Below are 20,721 nucleotides of genomic sequence, written 5' to 3' on the forward strand. Positions count from 1 at the left end.
CTCGCCGCCCTGCGAGCCGAGCTCGACGCCCGTGGCATCGACACCCCGCTCGCGTGGGGCAACCGCAACTGGGAGCCCCCGCCGGGGCGTCAGCGGTCGCCTCTCCCTCGGCGGTGCCCGGGGCGCCGGACCCGGCACCGCCGACGCCGCGGCCCGCGCGGGCGCCGTCGCGCTCGGGCGGCGCCACCGGCTCGGGCAGGAGCCCGGGCGCGCCCTCGCGCGCCAGCCGGGCGGCGTCGGCCGGGGGCACGCCGTCGAGCGTGAGCGACCGCATGGACATGAGGCGCGCCAGGTCGGCCGTGCTGTACCGGCGGTGCGCGCCCGCCGTGTGCTCGGACGGGCCGAGCCCGTAGCGGCGGTCCCAGGTGCGGAGCGTGGCGGGTGCGACCCCGAGGCGCGAGGCGACGGCGGCGACCGTGAGGATCGGCCCGTCGAGGTCGGCCGCCTCGGTCGTGCCGTCGTCGGGGCCCCGCCCGGCGTCGCCGGTCGGCTCCTCGTCCTCGCTGTGCTGCATCTCGTCCGTCTCGTCCCCGCCGCCCGTCCCGCGGCCCGTCCTCGATTGTGCCGGGGATCTGGCGCGGTTTCCAGCGGCGGCGGGCCGGACCGCGCCAGCACGCGGGACCGCGCCGGACGAACCGCGCCACGAATCGCGCCAGCGCTGGTCGGCGCCCTGAAGCGATTCGCTACGAACCGATTCGCGACACGGTCTTGAACAACTGCTGGCGCGGTTGTACTGTCCTCATCAGTGCAGTTCAGCCGACGCACCAGGGACCTCGGTCCCAGGGAACGGTCGTCGGTCGGACCGCCCCCCGCACGTCATCAGAACGGCGCCACCGCGCCGAGTGGATGGAGGACCCCCATGGCCGAGATCTCCCGCCTCCCGGGACCCGTGATGGAGCTCTGGGAGTGGCAGTACGAGGGTGCCTGCCGCGACGCCGACCAGGACCTGTTCTTCCACCCCGAGGGCGAGCGGGGCGCCGCGCGCCGCCGCCGCGCCGAGGCGGCCAAGGCGATCTGCGCGACCTGCCCGGTCATCAACGAGTGCCGTGAGCAGTCGCTCGCGGTCCGCGAGCCGTACGGCGTCTGGGGCGGCCTGTCCGAGGACGAGCGCACCGCCGTCCTCGCCGAGCGCGCCGGCCGGACGACCCACCAGGCGATCTGAGCCGCGCGGCGTCCGAGCCGCCCGGCGGCCCGCACGCCGCCACCTGAGCGTGGCGACCGAGCGCGGTGCGACACCGCGCGGTCGCCGTCCACGAGCGACGGGGCCCCTCCGCATGCGGAGGGGCCCCGTCGTGCTGTCCGGCCGCCGAGCGCGCCCCCGGACGCGACGAGGGCCCCCTCCGTCTACGGAGAGGGCCCTCGTCGGGCGTCCGCCGGCCGCAGGGGCCGGCGGGGGCGTCACTTGGTGACGACCGCCAGGATGTCGCGCGCGGAGAGGATGAGGTACTCCTCGCCGTCGTACTTGACCTCGGTGCCGCCGTACTTGCTGTAGATGACCTTGTCACCGACCGCCACGTCGAGCGGGACGCGGTTGCCGTTGTCGTCGATGCGACCCGGACCCACGGCCAGGACCTCGCCCTCCTGGGGCTTCTCCTTGGCGCTGTCCGGGATGACGAGACCGGAGGCGGTCGTCTGCTCCGCCTCGAGCGTCTTGACGACGATCCGGTCCTCGAGCGGCTTGATGGAGACCGACACAGCGGACCTCCCCTTCGCGTGTGAGTGCTGCCTGATGTCCGTTGTCGCCCCGTCGGTCCTGCCGTCGTCGCGGGTGCCGGCCGAACTGCGGTGCGCTGGCACTCCCACGAGGAGAGTGCCGATCAGCACTCTAGGAACCCGTTAGCACTCGGTCAAGGCGAGTGCCAACGTCCGGGGGTCGCGCGTCACATCCGTCCGCCCCGGCCGCGGCGCCCGTCGTCGGCCCGCGCCGCCGTGCGAGGATCGCGGGATGGACGCGTCCGGCCTCGCCAAGCTGCTCAGCCCCGAGGGCTGGGCCCTGCTGTCCGCCCTCCCCCCGTACGACGAGCGGCACGCGATGGCCCTGTCCGAGCGGCTGCGCAAGGACGGCTTCGACGCCGACCTGGTCGCCGCCGCCCTGACCCAGTCGCGGCTGCGCGCGAAGGCGCACGACAAGCTCGGCGAGTTCGCGGACGGCATGCTCTTCACCCCCGCGGGCCTCGAGCAGGCGACCCGGCTGGTGGTCGCCGCCCGGCACGCCCGCCGGTACGCGGCCGCGGGCGTCACCCGCGTCGCCGACCTGACCTCGGGCCTGGGTGCCGACGCGATGGCGTTCGCGGGGGTCGGGCTGCGGGTGCTCGCGGTCGACGCCGACGAGACCACCGCCGCCCTGGCGACGATCAACCTGCGCGCGTTCCCCGAGGCCGAGGTGCGGCACGGCGACGGCCTGGCGGTCGACCTCGCCGCCGAGGGCGTGGACGGCGTGTACGCCGACCCCGCGCGCCGGACGTCCGGCGGGAGCCGGGTGTTCGACCCCGCGGCGTACGCCCCGCCGCTGGACGACGTCCTCGCCCTCCGCGAGCGCGTGCCCGCCCTGGGCCTCAAGCTCGGCCCGGGCGTGCCGCACAGCGCCCTGCCGGACGACGCCGAGGCGCAGTGGGTGTCGGTCGACGGCGACGTCGTCGAGCTCGGCCTGTGGTTCGGCCCGCTCGCCCCCGAGGGCCCCGGCCGGTCGGCGCTGCTGCTCGGGGCCGGCGGCGGGTCCGCCGTGCTGCGCGCCGCCGGCGAGCGCTCCCGCGCCGAGGTCGGGCCCGTCGGCGCCTACCTCTACGAGCCCGACGGCGCCGTGATCCGCGCCGGGCTGGTCGCCGAGGTCGCCGCCGAGGTGCAGGGACGGCTCGTGGACAGCACGATCGCCTACGTGACCTCCGACGCGCTGCACGCGACCCCGTTCGCCACGGCCTACCGCGTGCTCGACACCCTGCCGTTCGGCCTCAAGCGGCTGCGGGCCTACCTGCGCGAGCGGGGCGTCGGGTCCCTGACGATCAAGAAGCGCGGGACGGCCGTCGTCCCGGAGCAGCTGCGCCGCCAGCTCGACCTCCGCGGGACCGCCGCCGCGACGATCGTGCTCACCCGCGTCGCCGGCCAGCAGCAGGTGCTGCTCGTCGAGCCCGTCGGCGCCGCCGCGTGACCACCCCGGCCCGGCTGCCGTTCGCGCGGTCCGAGCGGTCGACCGTCGGCATCGAGTGGGAGCTCGCGCTCGTCGACGCCGACTCCGGCGACCTGCGCCAGGTCGCGAGCACCGTCCTCGACGCGGTCCGCCCCGCCGGCGCCGCCGAGCACCCCGCGATCAAGCAGGAGCTGCTGCTCAACACCGTCGAGGTCGTGTCCGGCGTCTGCCGCACCGTCGGCGAGGCGGGCGCGGACCTGCAGCGCGCGGTCGACGAGGTCCGCACGGTCACCGACCCGCTGCGCGTCGAGCTGATGAGCGCCGGCACCCACCCGTTCGCGCGCTGGGCCCAGCAGAAGGTCACCGACAAGCAGCGGTACGCCACCCTGATCGACCGGACGCAGTGGTGGGGCCGGCAGATGCTGATCTACGGCGTGCACGTGCACGTCGGCATCGAGGACCGGGACAAGGTGCTGCCGATCTCCCGCGCCCTGCTGACCACGTTCGCGCACCTGCAGTCGCTGTCCGCGTCCAGCCCGTTCTGGGGCGGCAAGGACACCGGGTACGCGTCGAACCGCGCGCTCATGTTCCAGCAGCTGCCGACCGCCGGGCTGCCCTTCCAGTTCGAGCGCTGGGACCAGCTCGAGGCCTACGTCGGGGACATGCTGCACACCGGCGTGATCGACGCGTTCGACGAGGTGCGCTGGGACGTCCGGCCGTCGCCCCGGTTCGGCACGATCGAGGCCCGGATCTGCGACGGCTCCCCCAGCCTGCTGGAGGTCACCGCCCTCGCCGCGCTCACGCACTGCCTCGTCGAGCACTTCTCGACCCTGCTCGACCGCGGCGAGGAGCTGCCCACGATCCCGCCGTGGTTCGCGCAGGAGAACAAGTGGCGCTCCGCGCGCTACGGCATGGACGCGATCATCATCACGAACGCGGCGGGCGACGAGGAGCTCGTGACCGACGCGGTCGCGCGGCTGCTGGTCGACCTGGAGCCGGTCGCCGAGCGGCTGGGCTGCGCGGCCGAGCTCGACGCCGTGCGGGTCGTCCTGCGCAAGGGCGCGTCCTACCAGCGGCAGCGGGCGGTGGCCCGGCGGAACGCGGGCGAGCTCGACGCGGTGGTGGCGTCGCTCGTCGCGGAGATGCGGGCGGGCCGGCCGCTCTGACCGGCGCCGCGCGCGGGCCGCGCGGGGTCAGACCGTGACGGTCTCCAGCGGCATCGTCGAGTCGACGCCGATCGCGAAGTCCGACGCCGGCAGCCCGCGGCGCACGACCGCGGCGCCCAGCGCGGCGATCATCGCGCCGTTGTCCGTGCAGTACTTGATCGGCGGGATGCGCAGGTCGATCCCCGCCGCGGCGCACCGCTCGGCGGCCATGTCGCGCAGCTGCGAGTTCGCGGAGAACCCGCCGCCGACCACCAGCGTGTCCACACCGTGCTTCCGGCAGGCCGCGATCGTCTTGGCGGTGAGCACGTCGGCCACGGACGCGGCGAACGACGCCGACACGTCCTCGAGCGGGATGGGCTCGCCGGCGTCCTCGCGCGCCTCGACCCAGCGGGCCACGGCGGTCTTCAGGCCCGAGAACGAGAAGTCGTCCGCGTGCTTCGCCTGGTCCTTCGCCGCGGTGAGGCCGCGGGGGAACCGGATCGAGGTCGGGTCGCCCTCGCGGGCCAGGCGGTCGATGTGCGGGCCGCCCGGGTAGGGCAGGCCGAGCAGGCGGCCGACCTTGTCGAACGCCTCCCCCGCCGCGTCGTCGAGCGTCGAGCCGAGCTCGTGCACGCCGGTGACGACGTCGTCGATCAGCAGCAGGCTGGAGTGCCCGCCGGACACGACGAGCGCCATGACCCGGTCGGGGAACAGGCCGTGCACCAGCTCGTCGACGGCCGCGTGGCCGATGACGTGGTTGACGCCGTACAGCGGCTTGCCGAGGCCGTACGCGAGCGCCTTGGCCGCGGCGGTGCCGACGGTGAGCGACCCGACGAGGCCCGGCCCGGCCGTGACGGCGACCGCGTCGACGTCCGCGAGCGTCACCCCGGCGGTGCCGAGCGCGCGCTCGATCGTCGGGATCATCGCCTCGAGGTGGGCGCGGGAGGCGATCTCCGGGATGATCCCGCCGAACCGCGCGTGCTCGTCCATGGAGGACGCGACGGCGTCGACCAGGAGCTCGCTGCGGTCGGCGTGGGCGCGGACCAGGGCGACCCCGGTCTCGTCGCAGGACGTCTCGATCCCCAGGACGAGGGGCGCTTCAGGCATGTCCCCGAGTCTAGGCCGCGCGCCGCGGTCCCCTCGCGCGGGCGGCCCCCGGTCGCGCACGCGGCGCGGTGTGACACGGTTCACGCAGGCAACAGGGATGACCTCGTAGATGTTGCGCATTCAACCGATCATGAGCATCGACACCGCACCGTCGTCCGCCGCCGCCGACCTCCGCGTCCCGCAGGAGATCGTGGACCTGGTGTTCCGGGACGCCCGCACCGTCAACACGTTCACCGACGGCGAGGTCACCGACGAGCAGGTCCGCGCCGTCTGGGACGTCGTCCGCTGGGGCCCGACCGCGATGAACTCGCTGCCGCTGCGCCTGCTGCTCGTCCGCTCGGGCGAGGGCCGCGAGCGCCTCGTCGACCACATGAACGAGGGCAACAAGGCCAAGACCCGGCGCGCCCCGCTCAGCATCGTCGTGGCCGCCGACGTCGACTTCCACGAGCAGCTCCCCCGCCTGGCCCCGCACATGGCCGGCGCCCGGGACAACTTCGCCGGCATCGAGGACGTCCGCGCCCGGATGTCCCGCGACAATGCGTTCCTGCAGGCGGGCTACCTGATCGTCGGCCTGCGCGCCGCGGGCCTGCACGTCGGGCCGATGACCGGCTACGACGCGCCCGGCCTGGACGCCGACCTGCTCGCCGGGTCGGGCTGGCGCTCGATCATGGTGCTCAACGTGGGCAGCGCGCCGGAGGACGTCGAGGGCTTCGGCATGCCGGCCTCGCACCCGCGCCAGGGCCGCCTCGACTTCGAGGACGTCGCGCGCTCGATCTGACGCCCCGCGCCGCGCCGGCGACGCGCGAGGGCCCCGTACCGGTACGCCCGGGCGGGGCCCTCGTCGCGTCCGGCGCCGCCGCTCAGGCCCTGCGGCGCATCGTCCAGGCGTCGACGTTCTCGGGCTGGTAGTAGCCCTTGCGCCGGCCGAACCGCTCGAACCCCGCGCGCTCGTACAGCCGCAGCGCCGGCTCGTTGTCGACCCGCACCTCCAGGAGCACGTCGCCCGCGCCGAGCTCGCGCGCGTGGTCGAGCAGCGCGTCCAGCAGCATCCGGCCGACCCCGCGGCCCTGCGCGTCCGGGCGGGTGCCGACGGTCATCACCTGGCCGTCGTAGCCGTCGAACCACAGCCCGGCGTACCCGACCAGCTCGCCCGACGCCCGGTCCTGCGCGCCGACGTACCACCGGCCCGGGCCGGCGATCTCCTCCGCCAGCGACGCCCGGGACCAGGCGCCGGCGCCGAACAGCGCCTCCTCCATGTCCTCGAGCGCGTCGAGGTCGTCGGGGACGAGCGGCCGGAGCAGCACGTCGGCGGTGCGGCCTGCGTCGGCGGTACGGCCGGCGCCGTCCGGCGACGAGGCGTCCGCCCGCGCGGTCGCGTCCTCCGGCGCCGCACCGTCCGCGGCCGGGGCGCCGTCGCGCGGGCGGTCCTCGGGCGAGCTCACGCCCGCGCCCGCTTCGTGGCGGCCGGCGGCACGGCGTCCGGGCGGCGCAGATACAGCGGCTCCGTCGGCAGCACCACGCCCGCGCCCGCCACCGCGAGCCGCGCGAGCGCGACGCGGGCGAGGTCCGCGGCGTCGACGGCGTCCGGCGTGCCCGGCACCGGCGGCAGCAGCTCCGGGTAGAGCGCGGTGCCCGGGCCGACGAGCAGCAGCCCCTCGAGCCCCTGCTCCGCGACCGCGGCCGGCGTCGCGACGCCGGGGCCCTCGACCGCCTCGACGGTCGGCGCGGCGCCCGCGCCGACCACCGCGCGGTACCGGGCCCAGTAGACCTCCTTGCGGCGCGCGTCCGTCAGGACCAGCACCTCGCGGTCGTCGAGGGCCGGGCCGGCGCCGGACGCCGCCGCGGCGACCGCGGCCAGCGCCAGCGCGTCGAGCGAGGACACCCCGTGCACCGGCACGCCGAGCGCCAGGCCGAGCGTGCGGGCCGTGACCAGGCCGACGCGCAGGCCGGTGAACGGCGCCGGGCCCGTGCCCGCCACCACCGCGGTCAGGTCGGCGCGGGCGACGCCCGCCTCGGCGAGGACCTCGTCGAGCAGCGGGGTCAGCGTCTCCGCGTGCCGGCGGGACTCGCCGGTCGACCGGGTGGCCAGGGTGCGGCCGGCGTCGTCGACGACGGCGGCGGACGCGGCGGCGGAGGTGTCGAGCGCGAGGACGGGCACCGGTGGGGTTCCTTCGGGATCGGGATCGGGGTCGGGATCGGGGTCGGGTCGGGACGAGGGTCGGGTGCTGCGGGTCGGCGGTCCGCCGTTCGCCGCGGGCGGTCGGCCCGGGTCGGCGCGCGGCGGCGCCGGTGCGTCAGGCGGAGGGCGCGCCCGGCAGCTCGACGCCGCGCCAGCGGTCGCCGCGCGCCCGGACGGTCACGGCGCGGACGCCCGCGGCGGCGTCCTCCGCGTGCTCGGCGTGCGGGGCGCCACCGGCGGCGTCGGCGCCGCGGGGTCGGCGCAGGGCCACCTCCAGGCGGTCGTCCGCGAGCGACTCGACGAGGCCCTCGCCCCACTCGACGACCGTCACCGACTCGTCGAGCGAGGTGTCCAGGTCGAGCGCGTCGACCTCGTCGAGCGAGCCGAGCCGGTAGGCGTCGACGTGCACGAGCGCGGGGCCGGCCGTGCCGTCGGGCCCCGGGAGGGGCGGGTGCACCCGCGCGATCACGAACGTCGGCGAGGCCACCGCCCCGCGCACGCCGAGCCCGGTGCCGATGCCCTGGGTCAGGGTGGTCTTGCCTGCGCCGAGGTCGCCGGTCAGCACGACCAGGTCGCCCGCCCGCAGCAGCCCGGCGAGGGCCTCGCCGTACGCGCGGGTCGCGTCCGCGTCCGCCAGGTCCACCGTCACCTCGGCGACCGTCGCGGTCGCCCCGTCCTGCTCGCTCACGCCACTCCCTCCGCGACGCGCTCCGCGCCGCTCGCCGGGACCTCCCGGCCGCCGTCCACGTACACCCGCGGCACCCGGGCACCGAGCCGGGTCACGATCTCGTAGCTGATGGTGCCCGCCGAGTCCGCCCAGTCCTGCGCCGTCGGCCCGCCGTCCGCTCCGGTGCCGAACAGCACCACGCGGTCACCCGCCTGCTCCGTCGCGCCCGGGCCGAGGTCCACCATCACCTGGTCCATGCAGACCCGCCCGGCGATCGCCAGGCGCCGGCCTCCGACGCCCAGCGGGGCACCCGGGGCGCCGTCCTGGCCCGAGGCGTGCCGCGGGACGCCGTCCGCGTACCCCAGCGGCACGACGCCGACCACGGTGTCGTGCGGCGTCACGTAGTGGTGGCCGTAGGACATGCCGTGCCCCACCGGCAGGCGCTTGACGTTCGCGAGCTCGGCCTCGACCGTCATCGCGGGCACCAGCCCGAACCGCTCCGGCCCGCCGAGCTGCGGCACCGGGGTCAGGCCGTACAGCGCGATGCCCGGGCGCACGAGGTCGAGGTGCAGCTCCGGGTCCGTCAGCGTCGAGGCGGAGGCCGCGATGTGCCGCACCTCGAACCGGGCGCCGCGGGCCTCGGCGTCCGCCGCCGCGGCGCGCAGGACGTCGCCCTGGGCGTGCAGGCTCGGGTGGCCGGGCTCGTCGGCGAAGGCCAGGTGCGACCAGATGCCGACCAGGCGGACGACGCCCTCGGCCTCGAGCCGCAGCGCCTCGTTGACCACGGCGGGCAGGTCGGCCGGGGTCAGCCCGTTGCGGCCGAGGCCCGTGTCGACCTTCACGTGGATGCGGGCCGTGCGGCCGGTGGCGCGGGCGGCGTCGGCGACCTCGCGCAGCGCCCACGGGGCGGCGACGGACAGGTCGACGTCCGCGGCCACCGCCTCGGCCAGCGGCGCCCCCGGGGCGTACAGCCAGGTCAGCACGCGGGCGGTGACGCCGCCGGCGCGCAGGGCCAGCGCCTCGGCCACCTGCGCCACGCCCAGCCAGCTCGCGCCACCCTCGACCGCCGCGCGCGCGACGGGCAGCAGCCCGTGCCCGTAGGCGTCCGCCTTCACGACCGCCATGAGCTGCGCCGTCGGGGCGAGGTCGCCCAGGGTCCGCGCGTTGGCACGCACAGCCCCGAGGTCCACGACCGCCCGCGCGGGAAACCTGCTCACGCCCCCAGTGTCGCACCGGCGCGCGGGTGCCTCGCGCGCCGGACGCGCGGCGCGGCCGGGTCAGTCGACCGTGACGACCGCGTCCGCCCGGGCCCGCGTCGCCGCGACCAGGTCCGCGTTCCGCTGGTCGGGCCCGTGCGTCCACGCGTACGCGGCGGCCGGCGGCTTGCCGAACAGCTCGTGCCGGGCGACCAGCCGCTCGGCCCGCACCTCCTCGGGCAGGTCGACGAACCAGCAGGCGTCCAGCAGCTCGCGGACCGGCGCGAACCCGTGCCGGTCGAGCAGCAGGTAGTTGCCCTCCGTGATCACGAGCGGCACGTCCGCCGGCACGCCGATCGCCCCGGCCACGCCGTTGCGCAGGTCCCGGCGGTACTCCGGCGCGTACACCGTCTCGCCCGGCACCGGCGCGCGCAGCCGGCGCAGCAGCGCGACGTACCCCGCCGCGTCGAACGTGTCCGGTGCGCCCTTGCGGTCCGCGCGGCCCAGGCGCTCGAGCTCGGTCTGCGCGAGGTGGAACCCGTCCATCGGCACCACGACGCACCGGCCGGGGAACGCCGCGAGGATCTGCGCGCTCAGCGTCGACTTGCCGGCGCCGGGCGCGCCCGCGATGCCGAGCAGCCGGCGCGGCGGGGCGGTCGTCGTGCCCGGCGCGTCGAGCAGCGCCGCGACCCGGCGCCGCAGGTCGTCCCGGAGCGGGGCGTCGGCGGCCGGGGTCGGCGGGCGCAGGGCGTCGGGGCCCGGGTCGTGCGGGCCCGGGTCGTGCGCGGGCGCGCCGGCGGCGCGGGGGCGGTCGTCCGGGGCGCCGTCGGCGGCGACGGTCGGGGTCTCAGCCACGCAGCAACCCTGCCACGGTCGCCGGGACCGCGTGCGCGACGCCCAGCGCCGTGACCGGCCCACCCGGCACCGCCTCCTCGGCCGCCCGGCCGTGCACCAGAGCCGCCGCGGCCGCGAGCGCCGCCGCCAGCGGCGGGTCGTCCAGCACGTCCGCGGCCCGGCCCGCGAGCAGCGCGCCGAGCACGCCCGCGAGCACGTCGCCCGCGCCGGCGGTGGCGAGCCAGCCCGGCGCGTCCGCCTGCGCGTACACCGCGCCACCCGCGCCCACGACCACCGTCGTCGAGCCCTTGAGCAGCACCGTCGCGCCCGTCAGCTCGTGCGCGCGGCGCGCCCAGCGCAGCGGCTCCGCCTCGACCGCGGCCCGCTCCACGTCCTCGCCGAGCCGGCCCAGCAGCGTGGCGAGCTCGCCGGCGTGCGGGGTGAGGACGCACCACGGCGCCAGCTCCCGGGGTGCCAGCGCCAGCGCCCCGGCGTCGAGCACCGCGGGCAGCCCCGCCGCCAGCGCCGCCTGCAGCGCCCCCGTCACCCGGCGGGCCTGCTTGGCGTGGCCCGGGTCGACGCCCGGCCCGAGCAGCCAGGCCTGCACCCGCCCGGTCCCCGCGACGACCTCCGGCCGGGCCGCCAGCACCGACCGCGCGACCGCCGACGGCCCCACGTACCGGACCATCCCGACGCCGGACAGCGCCGCCGCCGAGACCGTGAGCACCGCCGCGCCCGGGTACGCCGGCGTCCCCGCGACGACGCCGAGCACGCCGCGGCTGTACTTGTGGTCCTCGGGACCGGGCACCGGCCAGAGCGCGGCGACGTCGGCGGGCGCGAGGCGCGCGACGGCGGGCCGCTCGGGCAGCGCCAGACCGAGGTCCACGACCTCGACCCGGCCGGCCCGCCGGGACGCGGGCGGCAGCAGCAGCCCGGGCTTCGCGGCGCCGAACGTCACCGTGACCCCCGCCGGCAGCACCGGGCCGTCCGGGAGCGACCCGTCGTCCACGCCCACGCCGCTCGGCAGGTCGACCGCCACGACCAGCGGGCCGCCGCCCGCCTCCGACGCGCTCCGGCGGCCACCGCCGGCGCTGCCCGCGTCCTCGGACTCGAGGAGGTCGGCGAGCAGCCCGGCGAGCAGGCCCGCGACCCCGCGCGGCGCGCCCCGGCCGCCGATGCCGAGCAGGCCGTCCAGCACGACGTCGGCGGCGTACGCCTCGGCCACGGCGTCGCCGAGCCAGACGCCGGGCAGCGCCGCGGTGTCGTCGGGGCGGTCCCCGGTGCGCGCGGCGGCCACGCGCGCGTCTGCGCCGTCGCCACGCCCGCCGTCGCCACGCCCGCCGTCGACCGCGCCGGGCTCGACCGCGCGCACCACGCGCCCGCCCGCCCGGCGCAACGCCGCCAGGCCCTCCGCGTGCGGCGCGTCCGTCGCGCACACCGCGACCACCCGCACGCCACGCCGCGCCAGGTACGCGCCCGCATGCAGCGCGTCGCCGCCGTTGTTGCCCGACCCGACCAGCGCCACCACCGTCGCGCCGCGCACCTGCCCGCGGCGGTCGGCGAGCTCCGCCGCGACCCGCGTCGCGAGGGCGAACGCCGCGTGCTGCATCAGCGGCACCCCGTCGGCGAGCAGCGGCTCCTCCGCCGCGCGGACCTCGGCTGCCGTGTACCCCAGGATCATGCGTCCATCCTGGCCGAGCCCGGCGACGGGCGCGCGTGGTCGCGCGCGCACCCTGCGTGCGTGGCCGCCGTCCGGCGCTCGGTCGGCTCCGGGGATAGGTTGCGGCCCATGCGCTTCGGACTCTTCATCCCCCAGGGCTGGCGGCAGGACCTCACGGGCATCGAGGCCCGCGACCACTGGTCCGTCATGAGCGGCCTCGCCACCCACGCCGACCAGGGCGACGCCTTCGACTCCATCTGGGTCTACGACCACTTCCACGCGGTGCCCGAGCCCAACGGCGAGGCCACCCACGAGGCCTGGAGCCTCATGAACGCCTACGCGGCCACCACCAGCCGCGTCACGCTCGGCCAGATGTGCACCTGCATGTCCTACCGGAACCCGGCCTACCTCGCGAAGGTCGCGGCGACGGCCGACATCATCTCCGGCGGCCGCGTCCAGATGGGCATCGGCGCCGGCTGGTACGAGCACGAGTGGCGCGCCTACGGCTACGGCTTCCCGAAGCCGGGCGAGCGGATCGCCATGCTCGACGAGGGCGTGCAGATCATGAAGCAGCTGTGGACCAACGGCGTCGCGACCCTCGACGGCCGGCACTACCAGGTCGACGGCGCCCAGCTCGCCCCGCTCCCCCTCCAGGTCGACGGCCCGCCGCTGTGGATCGCGGGCGGCGGCGAGCGCAAGACCCTGCGCGTCGCGGCCGAGCACGCCGCGTACACGAACTTCGACGGCACCCCGGCCGGCTTCGCGCACAAGAGCCGGGTCCTGCAGGAGCACTGCGCCGCGATCGGCCGGAACTACGACGAGATCACCCGCTCGGCCAACTACAACGTGGTGATCGGGTCCACCGAGGCGGAGGTCGACGACCGGATCGCCTGGATCGAGGAGCACTACGCCCGCACCGTCCCGGACAAGGCCCCCGAGGTCGCCGAGGAGTTCCGCCGCGGCCCGCTCGTCGGCACCCCGGAGCAGATCGTCGAGAAGCTGACCGAGCTCCGCGGCCTGGGCATGACCTACGCGATCACGTACTTCGCGGAGGCCGCCTACGACCGCTCGGGCATCGAGCTGTTCGAGCGCGAGGTCGTCCCGGCCCTGCGCTGACGCAGGCGCCGCGCCGAGTCTGCGGAGCCGGACTGCGACTGGCCGACGTCCCGCAGTCCGCTCCTGCAGACTCGGCGCGCTGCCGAGCGGGTCAGTCCGACTCGGCGACGACCATCGCCGAGGCGATGCCGGCGTCGTGGCTCAGGGAGAGGTGGAAGCGGGTCACGCCCCGGGCCGCCGCGGCCGCCGCGACGGTGCCGGTCACCTCGACCACCGGCTGCTCCCCGCGCACCCGGCGCACCGTGGCGTCCTGCCAGGACATCCCGGCGGGCGCGCCGAGCGACTTCGCGATCGCCTCCTTGGCGGCGAACCGCGCCGCGAGCGACGCCGGCGCCAGCTCCCGCTCCTCGGGCGTGAACAGCCGCTCGCGCAGCGCCGGGACCCGTTCGACCGTCGCCAGGAACCGGGCGACGTCGACGACGTCGATCCCGACGCCGACGATCACTCGACCGTGACCGACTTGGCCAGGTTCCGCGGCTGGTCGACGTCCAGGCCGCGGGCCGTGGCGAGCTCGCACGCGAAGATCTGCAACGGCACGACGGACAGCAGCGGCGCGAGCAGCGTCGGGCTCTGCGGCACGTAGAACACCTCGTCGGCGTACGCGCGCACCGCCTCGTCGCCGTCCTCCGCGATGACCAGGGTGCGGGCGCCGCGCGCGCGGATCTCCTGGATGTTGGAGACGACCTTCGAGTGCAGCGAGTCGCGACCGCGCGGGCTCGGCACGATGACGAACACCGGCTGCCCGGGCTCGATCAGCGCGATCGGACCGTGCTTGAGCTCGCCGGCGGCGAAGCCCTCCGCGTGGATGTACGCGATCTCCTTGAGCTTGAGCGCGCCCTCCAGGGCCACCGGGAAGCCGACGTGCCGCCCGAGGAACAGCACCGAGGAGGTGTCCGCCATCCAGCGGGCGATCTCGCGCACGCGGCCCGAGCGGTCCAGGACGTCCTGGATCTTGTCCGGCATCGCCCGCAGGTCCTCGAGGATCTCGGCGATCTCGTCCGCGAACTTGTTGCCCCGCAGCTGCGCCAGGTACAGACCCAGCAGGTAGGCGGCGGTGATCTGCGCGAGGAACGCCTTGGTCGAGGCCACGGCGACCTCGGGACCGGCGTGCGTGTAGAGCACGGCGTCGGACTCGCGCGGGATCGTCGAGCCGTGGGTGTTGCAGATCGCCAGCACCTTCGCGCCCTGCTCGCGGGCGTGCCGGACGGCCATCAGCGTGTCCATGGTCTCGCCGGACTGGGAGATCGCGACGACGAGGGTCCGCTCGTCCAGGATCGGGTCCCGGTACCGGAACTCGTGCGCCAGCTCGACCTCGACGGGGATCCGGCACCAGTGCTCGATCGCGTACTTGGCGACGTGCCCGGAGTAGGCCGCCGTGCCGCAGGCGATCACGATGATCTTGTCGACCGAGCGCAGCACCGACTCGGAGATCTTCAGGTCGTCGAGCACCAGGCGGCCCTGGACGTCCGTGCGGCCCAGCAGGGTGTCCTGCACGGCCTGCGGCTGGTCGGCGATCTCCTTCTCCATGAAGGAGCGGAAGCCGCCCTTCTCCGCCGCCGCGGCGTCCCAGTCGATCGTGTACTCGCGGCCCTCGGCGGGGTTGCCGTCGAAGTCCGTGACCGTGACCGAGCGCGGCGTGATGACGACGACCTGATCCTGCGCGAGCTCGAGCGCGCGCCGGGTCTCCGCGATGAACGCGGCGACGTCGGAACCCAGGTAGTTCGCGCCGTCGCCGAGCCCGACGACCAGCGGCGAGTCGTGCCGCGCGCCGACCACCGTGTCCGGGTGGTCCTCGTGCACCGCGAGCAGCGTGAACGTGCCGTGCAGCCGGCGGACGACCTGGCGCATGGCCTCGCCCAGGTCCTTCACCTCGGCGTAGGCCCGGGACAGCAGGTGCGCGACGACCTCGGTGTCCGTCTCGGAGAGCAGCTCGGCGCCGTCGGCCAGCAGCTCCTCCTTGAGCACGGCGAAGTTCTCGACGATGCCGTTGTGGATCAGCGCGAGGCCACCCGCGACGTGCGGGTGCGCGTTGATGTCCGTCGGGCCGCCGTGGGTCGCCCACCGGGTGTGCCCGATGCCGGCGGTCGCGCCCGGCAGCGGGCGCTCCTCGAGCAGCCCCGTCAGGTTGACGAGCTTGCCGGCCTTCTTGGCCGTGGCCAGGCCCTCCGGGGTGACGAGGGCGACGCCGGCCGAGTCGTACCCGCGGTACTCGAGGCGGCGCAGGCCCTCCAGGACGACCCCGAGCGGCCGGCCGTCCGGCCCATGGTCACCGACATACCCGACGATTCCACACATGGGCGGGAGTCTAGCCGCGGCGCGAGGCGCACCGCCGCGGCGCAGGTCACGTCCCCGCGGCGCCGGCGCCCGACGGGCGCGACCCGCGGCATCGTGCAGAATCGTCGGGTGCGCGCCACCGACGTCCCCGGGCAGACCTCCCCGTACGTGGAGCTCGACCGGGACTCCTGGGTCCGCCTGTCGGAGTCCACGCCGCTCCCCCTCACCGACGACGACGTCACCCGGCTCCGCGGGCTCGGCGACCCGATCGACCTGGCCGAGGTCGACGCGATCTACCGGCCGCTGTCCCGGCTGCTCGACCTGTACGTGACCGCGACCCGCCGGCTGCACGCCGCGTCGTCGACCTTCCTGCGCGAGGACACCCCCCGCACCCCGTTCGTCATCGGCGTCGCCGGGTCGGTCGCGGTGGGCAAGTCGACGACGGCCCGGCTCCTGCGCGAGCTCATGGCCCGCTGGCCCGCGACACCGAACGTCGCGCTGATGACGACCGACGGGTTCCTGCACCCGAACGCCGAGCTCGAGCGCCGCGGCCTGATGGACCGCAAGGGCTTCCCCGAGTCGTACGACCGGCGCGCGCTGCTGCAGTTCGTGTCGAAGGTCAAGGCCGGCCACGACGAGGTCCGGGCCCCGGTGTACGACCACGTCACCTACGACATCGTCCCCGGCGCCGAGGTGGTCGTGCGCCGGCCGGACGTGCTGATCGTCGAGGGCCTCAACGTCCTGCAGCCGGCCCCGTCCGCCGCGGGCACGTCGAGCACGTCCAACCTCGCGGTGAGCGACTTCTTCGACTTCTCCATCTACGTCGACGCGCGGACCTCCGACGTCCGGCAGTGGTACGTCGAGCGGTTCCTCTCCCTGCGGTCGACGGCGTTCGCCCGGCCGGAGTCGTACTTCCACCGGTACGCGGGCCTGAGCGACGCCGAGGCCGTCGCCCGCGCCGAGAGCATCTGGGACGCGATCAACGCGCCCAACCTGGTGCGCAACATTCTGCCGACCCGCAGCCGCGCGACCCTCGTGCTGACCAAGGGCGGCGACCACTCGGTCCGCCGCGTGCGGCTCCGCAAGCTCTGAGCCGACCCGCGGGTCCGGTCAGCCGCCCGTCGGCGCCGCCGTCGCGCGCGGCCCGACCAGCTCGACCGGGTAGTGCTCCACGTCGACGGCGTCCAACGCGTCCAGACCCTCCGACACGGCGACCGGGAGCGTCCCGCAGCCCCCGGAGGGCAGCGCCACGCGCACCGCGGCGCCCAGCGCGTCCACGAGCCAGAGGTCGGCGCGGCGCGCGTCCTCCCCGCAGGGAGCGGGCGACGTCCCCGCCGCGGGGACGGTCGCCGACGCCGTGAGCGCGGTGATCAGCGGCCGGACGTCGCCCTCGAGCCGCGTGGCGGTCACCGCGGCCCAGCGGCCCGCGGCGTCGGTCAGCGTCTCCCCGGTCGTGCACAGCACCGCGGACACCGCGGTGAACCCGTCCGGGACCAGACCCGCCTCCGGCACGTCGGGGTGCGCCGTGCTGCCCGCGCCCGCGCCCGCGAACCCGAGCGCCGCGAGGACCTGAGGTGCCAGGCAGTCCGCGCCGGACGACACCGACGCCCCGGAGGCGGACCGCCGGGCGGCGTCGGCGGTGGAGGCGGTCGGGTCGCCGCCCGCGCACGCGGCCAGCACGGCTGCCAGGGCGAGGGCCAGGAGGCCGGCGAGCCCGGCCCGGGGGCGGGCGGCCCTCCGCGGCGCGACCCGGGGAGCGCGGCCGGGCGACGGGCTCCGGGGTGCGCGAGGACGCGGTGCTGCCATGTCGCCGCCGCCCTCCGTCGCCCGTTCCCCTGCCCAGGGCGAAGGCGCGGGCGCGTGCCCGGCCTCCGCCGTCGGGGGCGACGCCGTTGTGGCCCGGGTCGAGCGTAGGCACGACGACCGGCCCGGGCGGCCGACGATGCGGGATCGTTAGCGGGCGGGGCCGGATCGTTGCCGGGACGTGACCCGGCGGTCCGGGACGGCGGGGCCGTGCGGCGCCGCTGCGGCCGACGGGACCGCGCACAGGGCCGCGGTCGCCGCCGCGGCGACGGGAGCGCCGGCGACCGGCGCGGGGGCGTCACGGTCTGCGGGGTCCTGCCGCCCGGCGGCGTCTCGACTCCCGGCGGCGTCGCGGCCTGCGACGGCCTGGCCCGCGGCGTCCTCGCCACCCGCGCCGGCCTGCTGCGCGCCGGCCATCGGCGCGGGCGTCCGGTCCAGCCCGGTCCAGCGGCGCAGCACCCAGTCGATCCCGACCCCGACCAGGGTGCCCACGACGACGCCCGCGACCACCGCGATCGCCGGGTGGTCCTCGAGCCACAGGCCCGCGCCGGCGCCGACGGCCGAGCCGTACACGGCCCAGGTCACGGCGGCGAGCGCGGTGAGGCCGACGAACCGCTTGCGCGGGTACCCGAGCGCCCCGGCGGTCATGTTGACGGCCACCCGGCCCACGGGGATGTACCGCGCGGCGAGGATGAACGACGAGCCCCGGTGCTCGAGCGCGTGCTCGGCCCACGCGAGCGCCTTGCGACCGCGCGCGGTACGGAACACCCGGAGCCGGTGCACGTCCACCTTCGAGCCGATCGTGTAGGCGATCTGGTCGCCGACGAAGGCGCCGAGCGCGGCGGCCAGCGCGACCAGCACGATGTTCGGCGAGCCGTGCGCGACCGACAGCGAGGCGAGCGCGATCACGACCGACTCGCTCGGGATCGGCGGGAAGAAGCCGTCGATCGTGGCGAACAGGAACAGCGCCGGGAACACCCACACCGAGTCCGCCAGCATCGGCACCCAGCCCTCGATGGCGCTGATCCAGTCCTGCAGCACGTTCATCAGCTCCCGGGTCGTTCGACGGCTGCCCTCGGGCGGGTCGGCCGTCGTCCACGCTAGGTGCGCGCCGTCGGCCGTGACATGGGGGACTCCCCCGAGTCCACCCTGGTCCTCCCCCCATCCTGACCGGGACGGTCGCACCGGGCATCGGCCCCCGGGACGACGTGCCGCCGGCCCGGGTCCGCCTCCCGGCGGAGCGGCGCCACCCCCGTGGACGACCCCGCGCGCCCAGTGCACCACGGGGGTCCGACACGGGTCACGGGGATTCGGTGACGTCCCGGTGAACGCTGCGGTCCGTGCCGGGGCCCGGGCGGGCGGGGGCGGCGGGGCCGCCGCCGGAGCAGCGCCCGGGCGCCTCGCGCGGCGGGGTCCTCAGCCCTCGAGCGGGAAGCCGAGCGTGCGCGCCGCCTCGGCCGGGCGGGGCTCCGTCGCCCAGTGCGCACCCAGCTCGTCCGTCGCCGACAGCGACCGCGGGTGCGCCCGGTCCAGGTACAGCGTCCCGTTCAGGTGGTCCGTCTCGTGCTGCACGATCCGGGCGGGCCAGCCCTGCACCACCTCGTCCAGCGCGGCGCCCGTCTCGTCCTGCCCGGTGAGCCGCAGCCGGCGCAGCCGCGGCACCACCGCCTGGTAGCCGACCACGCTCAGGCAGCCCTCGTAGAAGGACACCCGCTCGGCCTCCTCGCCCGGGACCGGCCCGTACGCCGGGTTCACCAGCACGCGGAACGGCAGGGCGGGACGCTCGCGCACCCGGCCGGTCTCCGTCTCGCCCGCGCCGGGGTCCGCGAGCACGGCCAGCGCCAGCGGCAGACCGATCTGCGGCGCGGCGAGGCCGACGCCCGGCGCCGCGTGCATCGTCCGGCGCATGAGCGCGACCAGCGCCGCGAGCTCGTCGTCGCCGACCTGGCCGTCGAACGGCACCGCACGCATCCGCAGCGCGGGGTGCCCGGCCTGGACGATCGGCACGGTGCCCGACGGGTCGGCCGCGCCGGCGTCGAGCAGCCGCAGCACGTGCTCGCGCACGACGGCGGCGGGCCAGGTCGCCTGCGGGGCCTCCCCGGCTCCCGCCCCGGTCGTCGTCACCGCGCCCCGGTCCTCAGAGCGCCAGGCGGTCGCGCACGACGTCGGCCAGCTGCGAGGCGACGCGGTCGGCGTCGTCCTGCGTCGCGGCCTCGACCATGACGCGGACCAGCGGCTCGGTGCCCGAGGGGCGCAGCAGCACGCGGCCGGTCGACCCGAGCGACGTCTGCGCGGCCCCGACGGCCGCGGCGACGTGCTCGTCCGAACCCGCGCGGTCCTTATCGACGCCCGGGACGTTGACCAGCGTCTGCGGCAGCCGGCGCACGACGGCGGCCAGCTCGCTGAGCTTCTGGCCCGTCGCCGCGACGCGGGACGCGAGCTGCAGCGCCGTCAGCGTGCCGTCGCCGGTGGTGGCGTGGTCGGCCAGGATCACGTGGCCGGACTGCTCGCCGCCGAGGTTGTAGCCGTGCGCACGCATCGCCTCGAGCACGTACCGGTCGCCCACGCCGGTCTCGACCGTGCGGACGCCCGCGGCCTGCATCGCGAGGCGCAGACCGAGGTTGCTCATCACCGTGACGACGAGCGTGTCGTGCGCCAGGATCCCGCGCTCGCGCAGGTCCAGCGCCAGCACGCCCATGATCTGGTCGCCGTCCACCAGCGCGCCGGTGTGGTCCACGGCGAGGCAGCGGTCGGCGTCGCCGTCGAAGGCCACGCCGAGGTCCGCGCCCGAGGCCACGACCGCGGCCTGCAGCTGCTCGGGGTGCGTCGAGCCGCACGCCTCGTTGATGTTGCGGCCGTCGGGCGACGCGTTGATGACCACCACGTCGGCGCCGGCCTCGCGGAGCGCCGCGGGACCGACCTCGGACGCCGCGCCGTTCGCGCAGTCGACCGCGACGCGCAGGCCCGCGAGGTCGTGCCCGAGCGTCGACACCAGGTGCTCGACGTACTGCTCCCCCGCGCGACCCGTGTCCGAGCGGATCCGGCCGACGGCGGCGCCGACCGGGCGCTCCCACGCGCCGCGCAGGCGCTGCTCGATGGCGTCCTCGAGCTCGTCGTCGAGCTTGTGGCCGCCCCGGGCCAGGAACTTGATGCCGTTGTCCGGCATGGGGTTGTGCGAGGCCGACAGCACGACGCCGAGGTCGACGTCCAGCGCACCCGTCAGGTGCGCGATCGCGGGCGTCGGCAGCACGCCGACGTTCAGCACGTCCACGCCCGCGCTCGCCAGGCCCGCGGCCACCGCGGCGGACAGGAACTCGCCCGAGGCGCGCGGGTCGCGGCCGACCACGGCGCGCGGCCGGTGGCCGGCGAACTCGCCGCGCTGGCCGAGCACGTGCGCCGCCGCCACGGACAGGTCGAGCGCCAGCTCGGCGGTCACGTCCCGGTTCGCCAGGCCACGCACCCCGTCGGTGCCGAACAGCCGTCCCATCGAGGACCCCCTCGTCGTCGGGGCCGCCGGTGCGGCCTCCTGCATCGTGCCAGGCCCGCGCGTCACCGCGCCGGGCCCGGGCACCGGAACGGCCGGTGGCCCCGAGGACGGAACCTCGGGACCACCGGC

The 20,721-nt window shown here is 76.5% G+C and carries 21 protein-coding genes; 6 read left to right on the forward strand and 15 right to left on the reverse strand.

The window, feature by feature from the left end; all coding sequences use genetic code 11:
* Positions 1-514, reverse strand: a 514-nt coding sequence (locus KVT14_RS22295) for a MerR family transcriptional regulator (protein WP_254630502.1), incomplete at its 3' end; no start/stop codon positions are given.
* Between the two features lie 345 nt (positions 515-859).
* Here KVT14_RS22295 and KVT14_RS06385 point away from each other — a divergent pair.
* Positions 860-1,162: a WhiB family transcriptional regulator gene (locus KVT14_RS06385; protein WP_147794312.1), complete on the forward strand. Its 303-nt coding sequence runs from the start codon at positions 860-862 to the stop codon at positions 1,160-1,162.
* A 236-nt stretch (positions 1,163-1,398) separates the two neighbouring features.
* On the opposite strand, the gene groES is transcribed toward KVT14_RS06385, so the two are convergent.
* Positions 1,399-1,695: a co-chaperone GroES gene (gene groES / locus KVT14_RS06390; protein WP_122149810.1), complete on the reverse strand. Its 297-nt coding sequence runs from the start codon at positions 1,693-1,695 to the stop codon at positions 1,399-1,401.
* A gap of 250 nt (positions 1,696-1,945) precedes the next feature.
* Here groES and KVT14_RS06395 point away from each other — a divergent pair, with 250 nt between their 5' ends.
* Together KVT14_RS06395 and KVT14_RS06400 are read left to right on the forward strand one after the other, a co-directional pair.
* A complete protein-coding gene (locus KVT14_RS06395; protein ID WP_217614919.1) occupies positions 1,946-3,145 on the forward strand; it encodes a class I SAM-dependent methyltransferase in 1,200 nt (399 codons plus the stop codon).
* The gene (locus tag KVT14_RS06400; protein WP_217614920.1) at positions 3,142-4,290 is read left to right on the forward strand and encodes a glutamate--cysteine ligase; all 1,149 of its coding nucleotides are present in this window, start codon (positions 3,142-3,144) and stop codon (positions 4,288-4,290) included. The genes KVT14_RS06395 and KVT14_RS06400 overlap by 4 nt, the downstream gene beginning before the upstream one ends.
* Positions 4,291-4,317: 27 nt before the next feature.
* Here KVT14_RS06400 and tsaD read toward each other — a convergent pair whose 3' ends face one another.
* Positions 4,318-5,376: a tRNA (adenosine(37)-N6)-threonylcarbamoyltransferase complex transferase subunit TsaD gene (gene tsaD / locus KVT14_RS06405; protein ID WP_217614921.1), complete on the reverse strand. Its 1,059-nt coding sequence runs from the start codon at positions 5,374-5,376 to the stop codon at positions 4,318-4,320.
* Positions 5,377-5,506: 130 nt separating this feature from the next.
* Between tsaD and KVT14_RS06410 the strand changes: the two genes are divergently transcribed.
* A complete protein-coding gene (locus KVT14_RS06410; protein WP_147794317.1) occupies positions 5,507-6,154 on the forward strand; it encodes a malonic semialdehyde reductase in 648 nt (215 codons plus the stop codon).
* 82 nt (positions 6,155-6,236) lie between these two features.
* Here KVT14_RS06410 and rimI read toward each other — a convergent pair whose 3' ends face one another.
* The 6 genes from rimI to KVT14_RS06440 form a co-directional block, all read right to left on the reverse strand.
* Positions 6,237-6,818 (reverse strand): ribosomal protein S18-alanine N-acetyltransferase, encoded by a 582-nt coding sequence (rimI, locus tag KVT14_RS06415; RefSeq protein ID WP_308160929.1) that lies wholly within the window; start codon positions 6,816-6,818, stop codon positions 6,237-6,239.
* Positions 6,815-7,534, reverse strand: coding sequence for a tRNA (adenosine(37)-N6)-threonylcarbamoyltransferase complex dimerization subunit type 1 TsaB (gene tsaB, locus KVT14_RS06420; protein WP_217614922.1), 720 nt, complete (start codon positions 7,532-7,534; stop codon positions 6,815-6,817). The genes rimI and tsaB overlap by 4 nt, the downstream gene beginning before the upstream one ends.
* Positions 7,535-7,670: 136 nt before the next feature.
* Complete coding sequence (gene tsaE / locus KVT14_RS06425) at positions 7,671-8,243, reverse strand: tRNA (adenosine(37)-N6)-threonylcarbamoyltransferase complex ATPase subunit type 1 TsaE (RefSeq protein WP_217614923.1); 573 nt, start codon at positions 8,241-8,243, stop codon at positions 7,671-7,673.
* Entirely contained in the window at positions 8,240-9,439 is a 1,200-nt protein-coding gene (gene alr, locus KVT14_RS06430) for an alanine racemase (RefSeq protein WP_217614924.1), read from the reverse strand. The genes tsaE and alr overlap by 4 nt, the downstream gene beginning before the upstream one ends.
* Positions 9,440-9,499: 60 nt before the next feature.
* A complete protein-coding gene (locus tag KVT14_RS06435) occupies positions 9,500-10,099 on the reverse strand; it encodes a nucleoside/nucleotide kinase family protein (RefSeq protein WP_256447972.1) in 600 nt (199 codons plus the stop codon).
* A gap of 166 nt (positions 10,100-10,265) precedes the next feature.
* Positions 10,266-11,933: a bifunctional ADP-dependent NAD(P)H-hydrate dehydratase/NAD(P)H-hydrate epimerase gene (locus KVT14_RS06440; protein WP_217614925.1), complete on the reverse strand. Its 1,668-nt coding sequence runs from the start codon at positions 11,931-11,933 to the stop codon at positions 10,266-10,268.
* Between the two features lie 108 nt (positions 11,934-12,041).
* On the opposite strand from KVT14_RS06440, the gene KVT14_RS06445 reads away from it, so the two are divergent.
* Entirely contained in the window at positions 12,042-13,028 is a 987-nt protein-coding gene (locus KVT14_RS06445) for an LLM class F420-dependent oxidoreductase (protein WP_217614926.1), read from the forward strand.
* 91 nt (positions 13,029-13,119) lie between these two features.
* Here KVT14_RS06445 and KVT14_RS06450 read toward each other — a convergent pair whose 3' ends face one another.
* Positions 13,120-13,473 (reverse strand): holo-ACP synthase, encoded by a 354-nt coding sequence (locus tag KVT14_RS06450; RefSeq protein ID WP_147794323.1) that lies wholly within the window; start codon positions 13,471-13,473, stop codon positions 13,120-13,122.
* Positions 13,470-15,323 carry a glutamine--fructose-6-phosphate transaminase (isomerizing) gene (gene glmS, locus KVT14_RS06455; protein ID WP_217614927.1) on the reverse strand — a complete coding sequence of 618 codons (1,854 nt, stop codon included), beginning with the start codon at positions 15,321-15,323 and terminating at the stop codon, positions 13,470-13,472. Before glmS ends, KVT14_RS06450 begins: the two co-directional genes overlap by 4 nt.
* 108 nt (positions 15,324-15,431) lie before the next feature.
* Between glmS and coaA the strand changes: the two genes are divergently transcribed.
* Positions 15,432-16,394, forward strand: a complete 963-nt coding sequence (gene coaA, locus KVT14_RS06460) for a type I pantothenate kinase (protein WP_308160930.1) — start codon at positions 15,432-15,434, stop codon at positions 16,392-16,394.
* Positions 16,395-16,412: 18 nt separating this feature from the next.
* On the opposite strand, the gene KVT14_RS06465 is transcribed toward coaA, so the two are convergent.
* From KVT14_RS06465 to glmM, 4 genes are all read right to left on the reverse strand, one after another.
* Positions 16,413-16,982: a hypothetical protein gene (locus KVT14_RS06465; protein WP_217614929.1), complete on the reverse strand. Its 570-nt coding sequence runs from the start codon at positions 16,980-16,982 to the stop codon at positions 16,413-16,415.
* A 273-nt stretch (positions 16,983-17,255) separates the two neighbouring features.
* On the reverse strand, positions 17,256-18,152 hold the full coding sequence (locus KVT14_RS06470) for a DedA family protein (protein ID WP_254630503.1): 897 nt from the start codon (positions 18,150-18,152) through the stop codon (positions 17,256-17,258).
* A 369-nt stretch (positions 18,153-18,521) separates the two neighbouring features.
* Positions 18,522-19,229 (reverse strand): peptide deformylase, encoded by a 708-nt coding sequence (locus KVT14_RS06475; RefSeq protein ID WP_217614930.1) that lies wholly within the window; start codon positions 19,227-19,229, stop codon positions 18,522-18,524.
* A gap of 13 nt (positions 19,230-19,242) precedes the next feature.
* Positions 19,243-20,592, reverse strand: coding sequence for a phosphoglucosamine mutase (gene glmM / locus KVT14_RS06480; protein WP_217614931.1), 1,350 nt, complete (start codon positions 20,590-20,592; stop codon positions 19,243-19,245).
* Between the last annotated feature and the right edge of the window lie 129 nt (positions 20,593-20,721).

This window comes from Cellulomonas sp. GbtcB1, assembly GCF_019091725.1.
Lineage (GTDB): Bacteria > Actinomycetota > Actinomycetes > Actinomycetales > Cellulomonadaceae > Cellulomonas.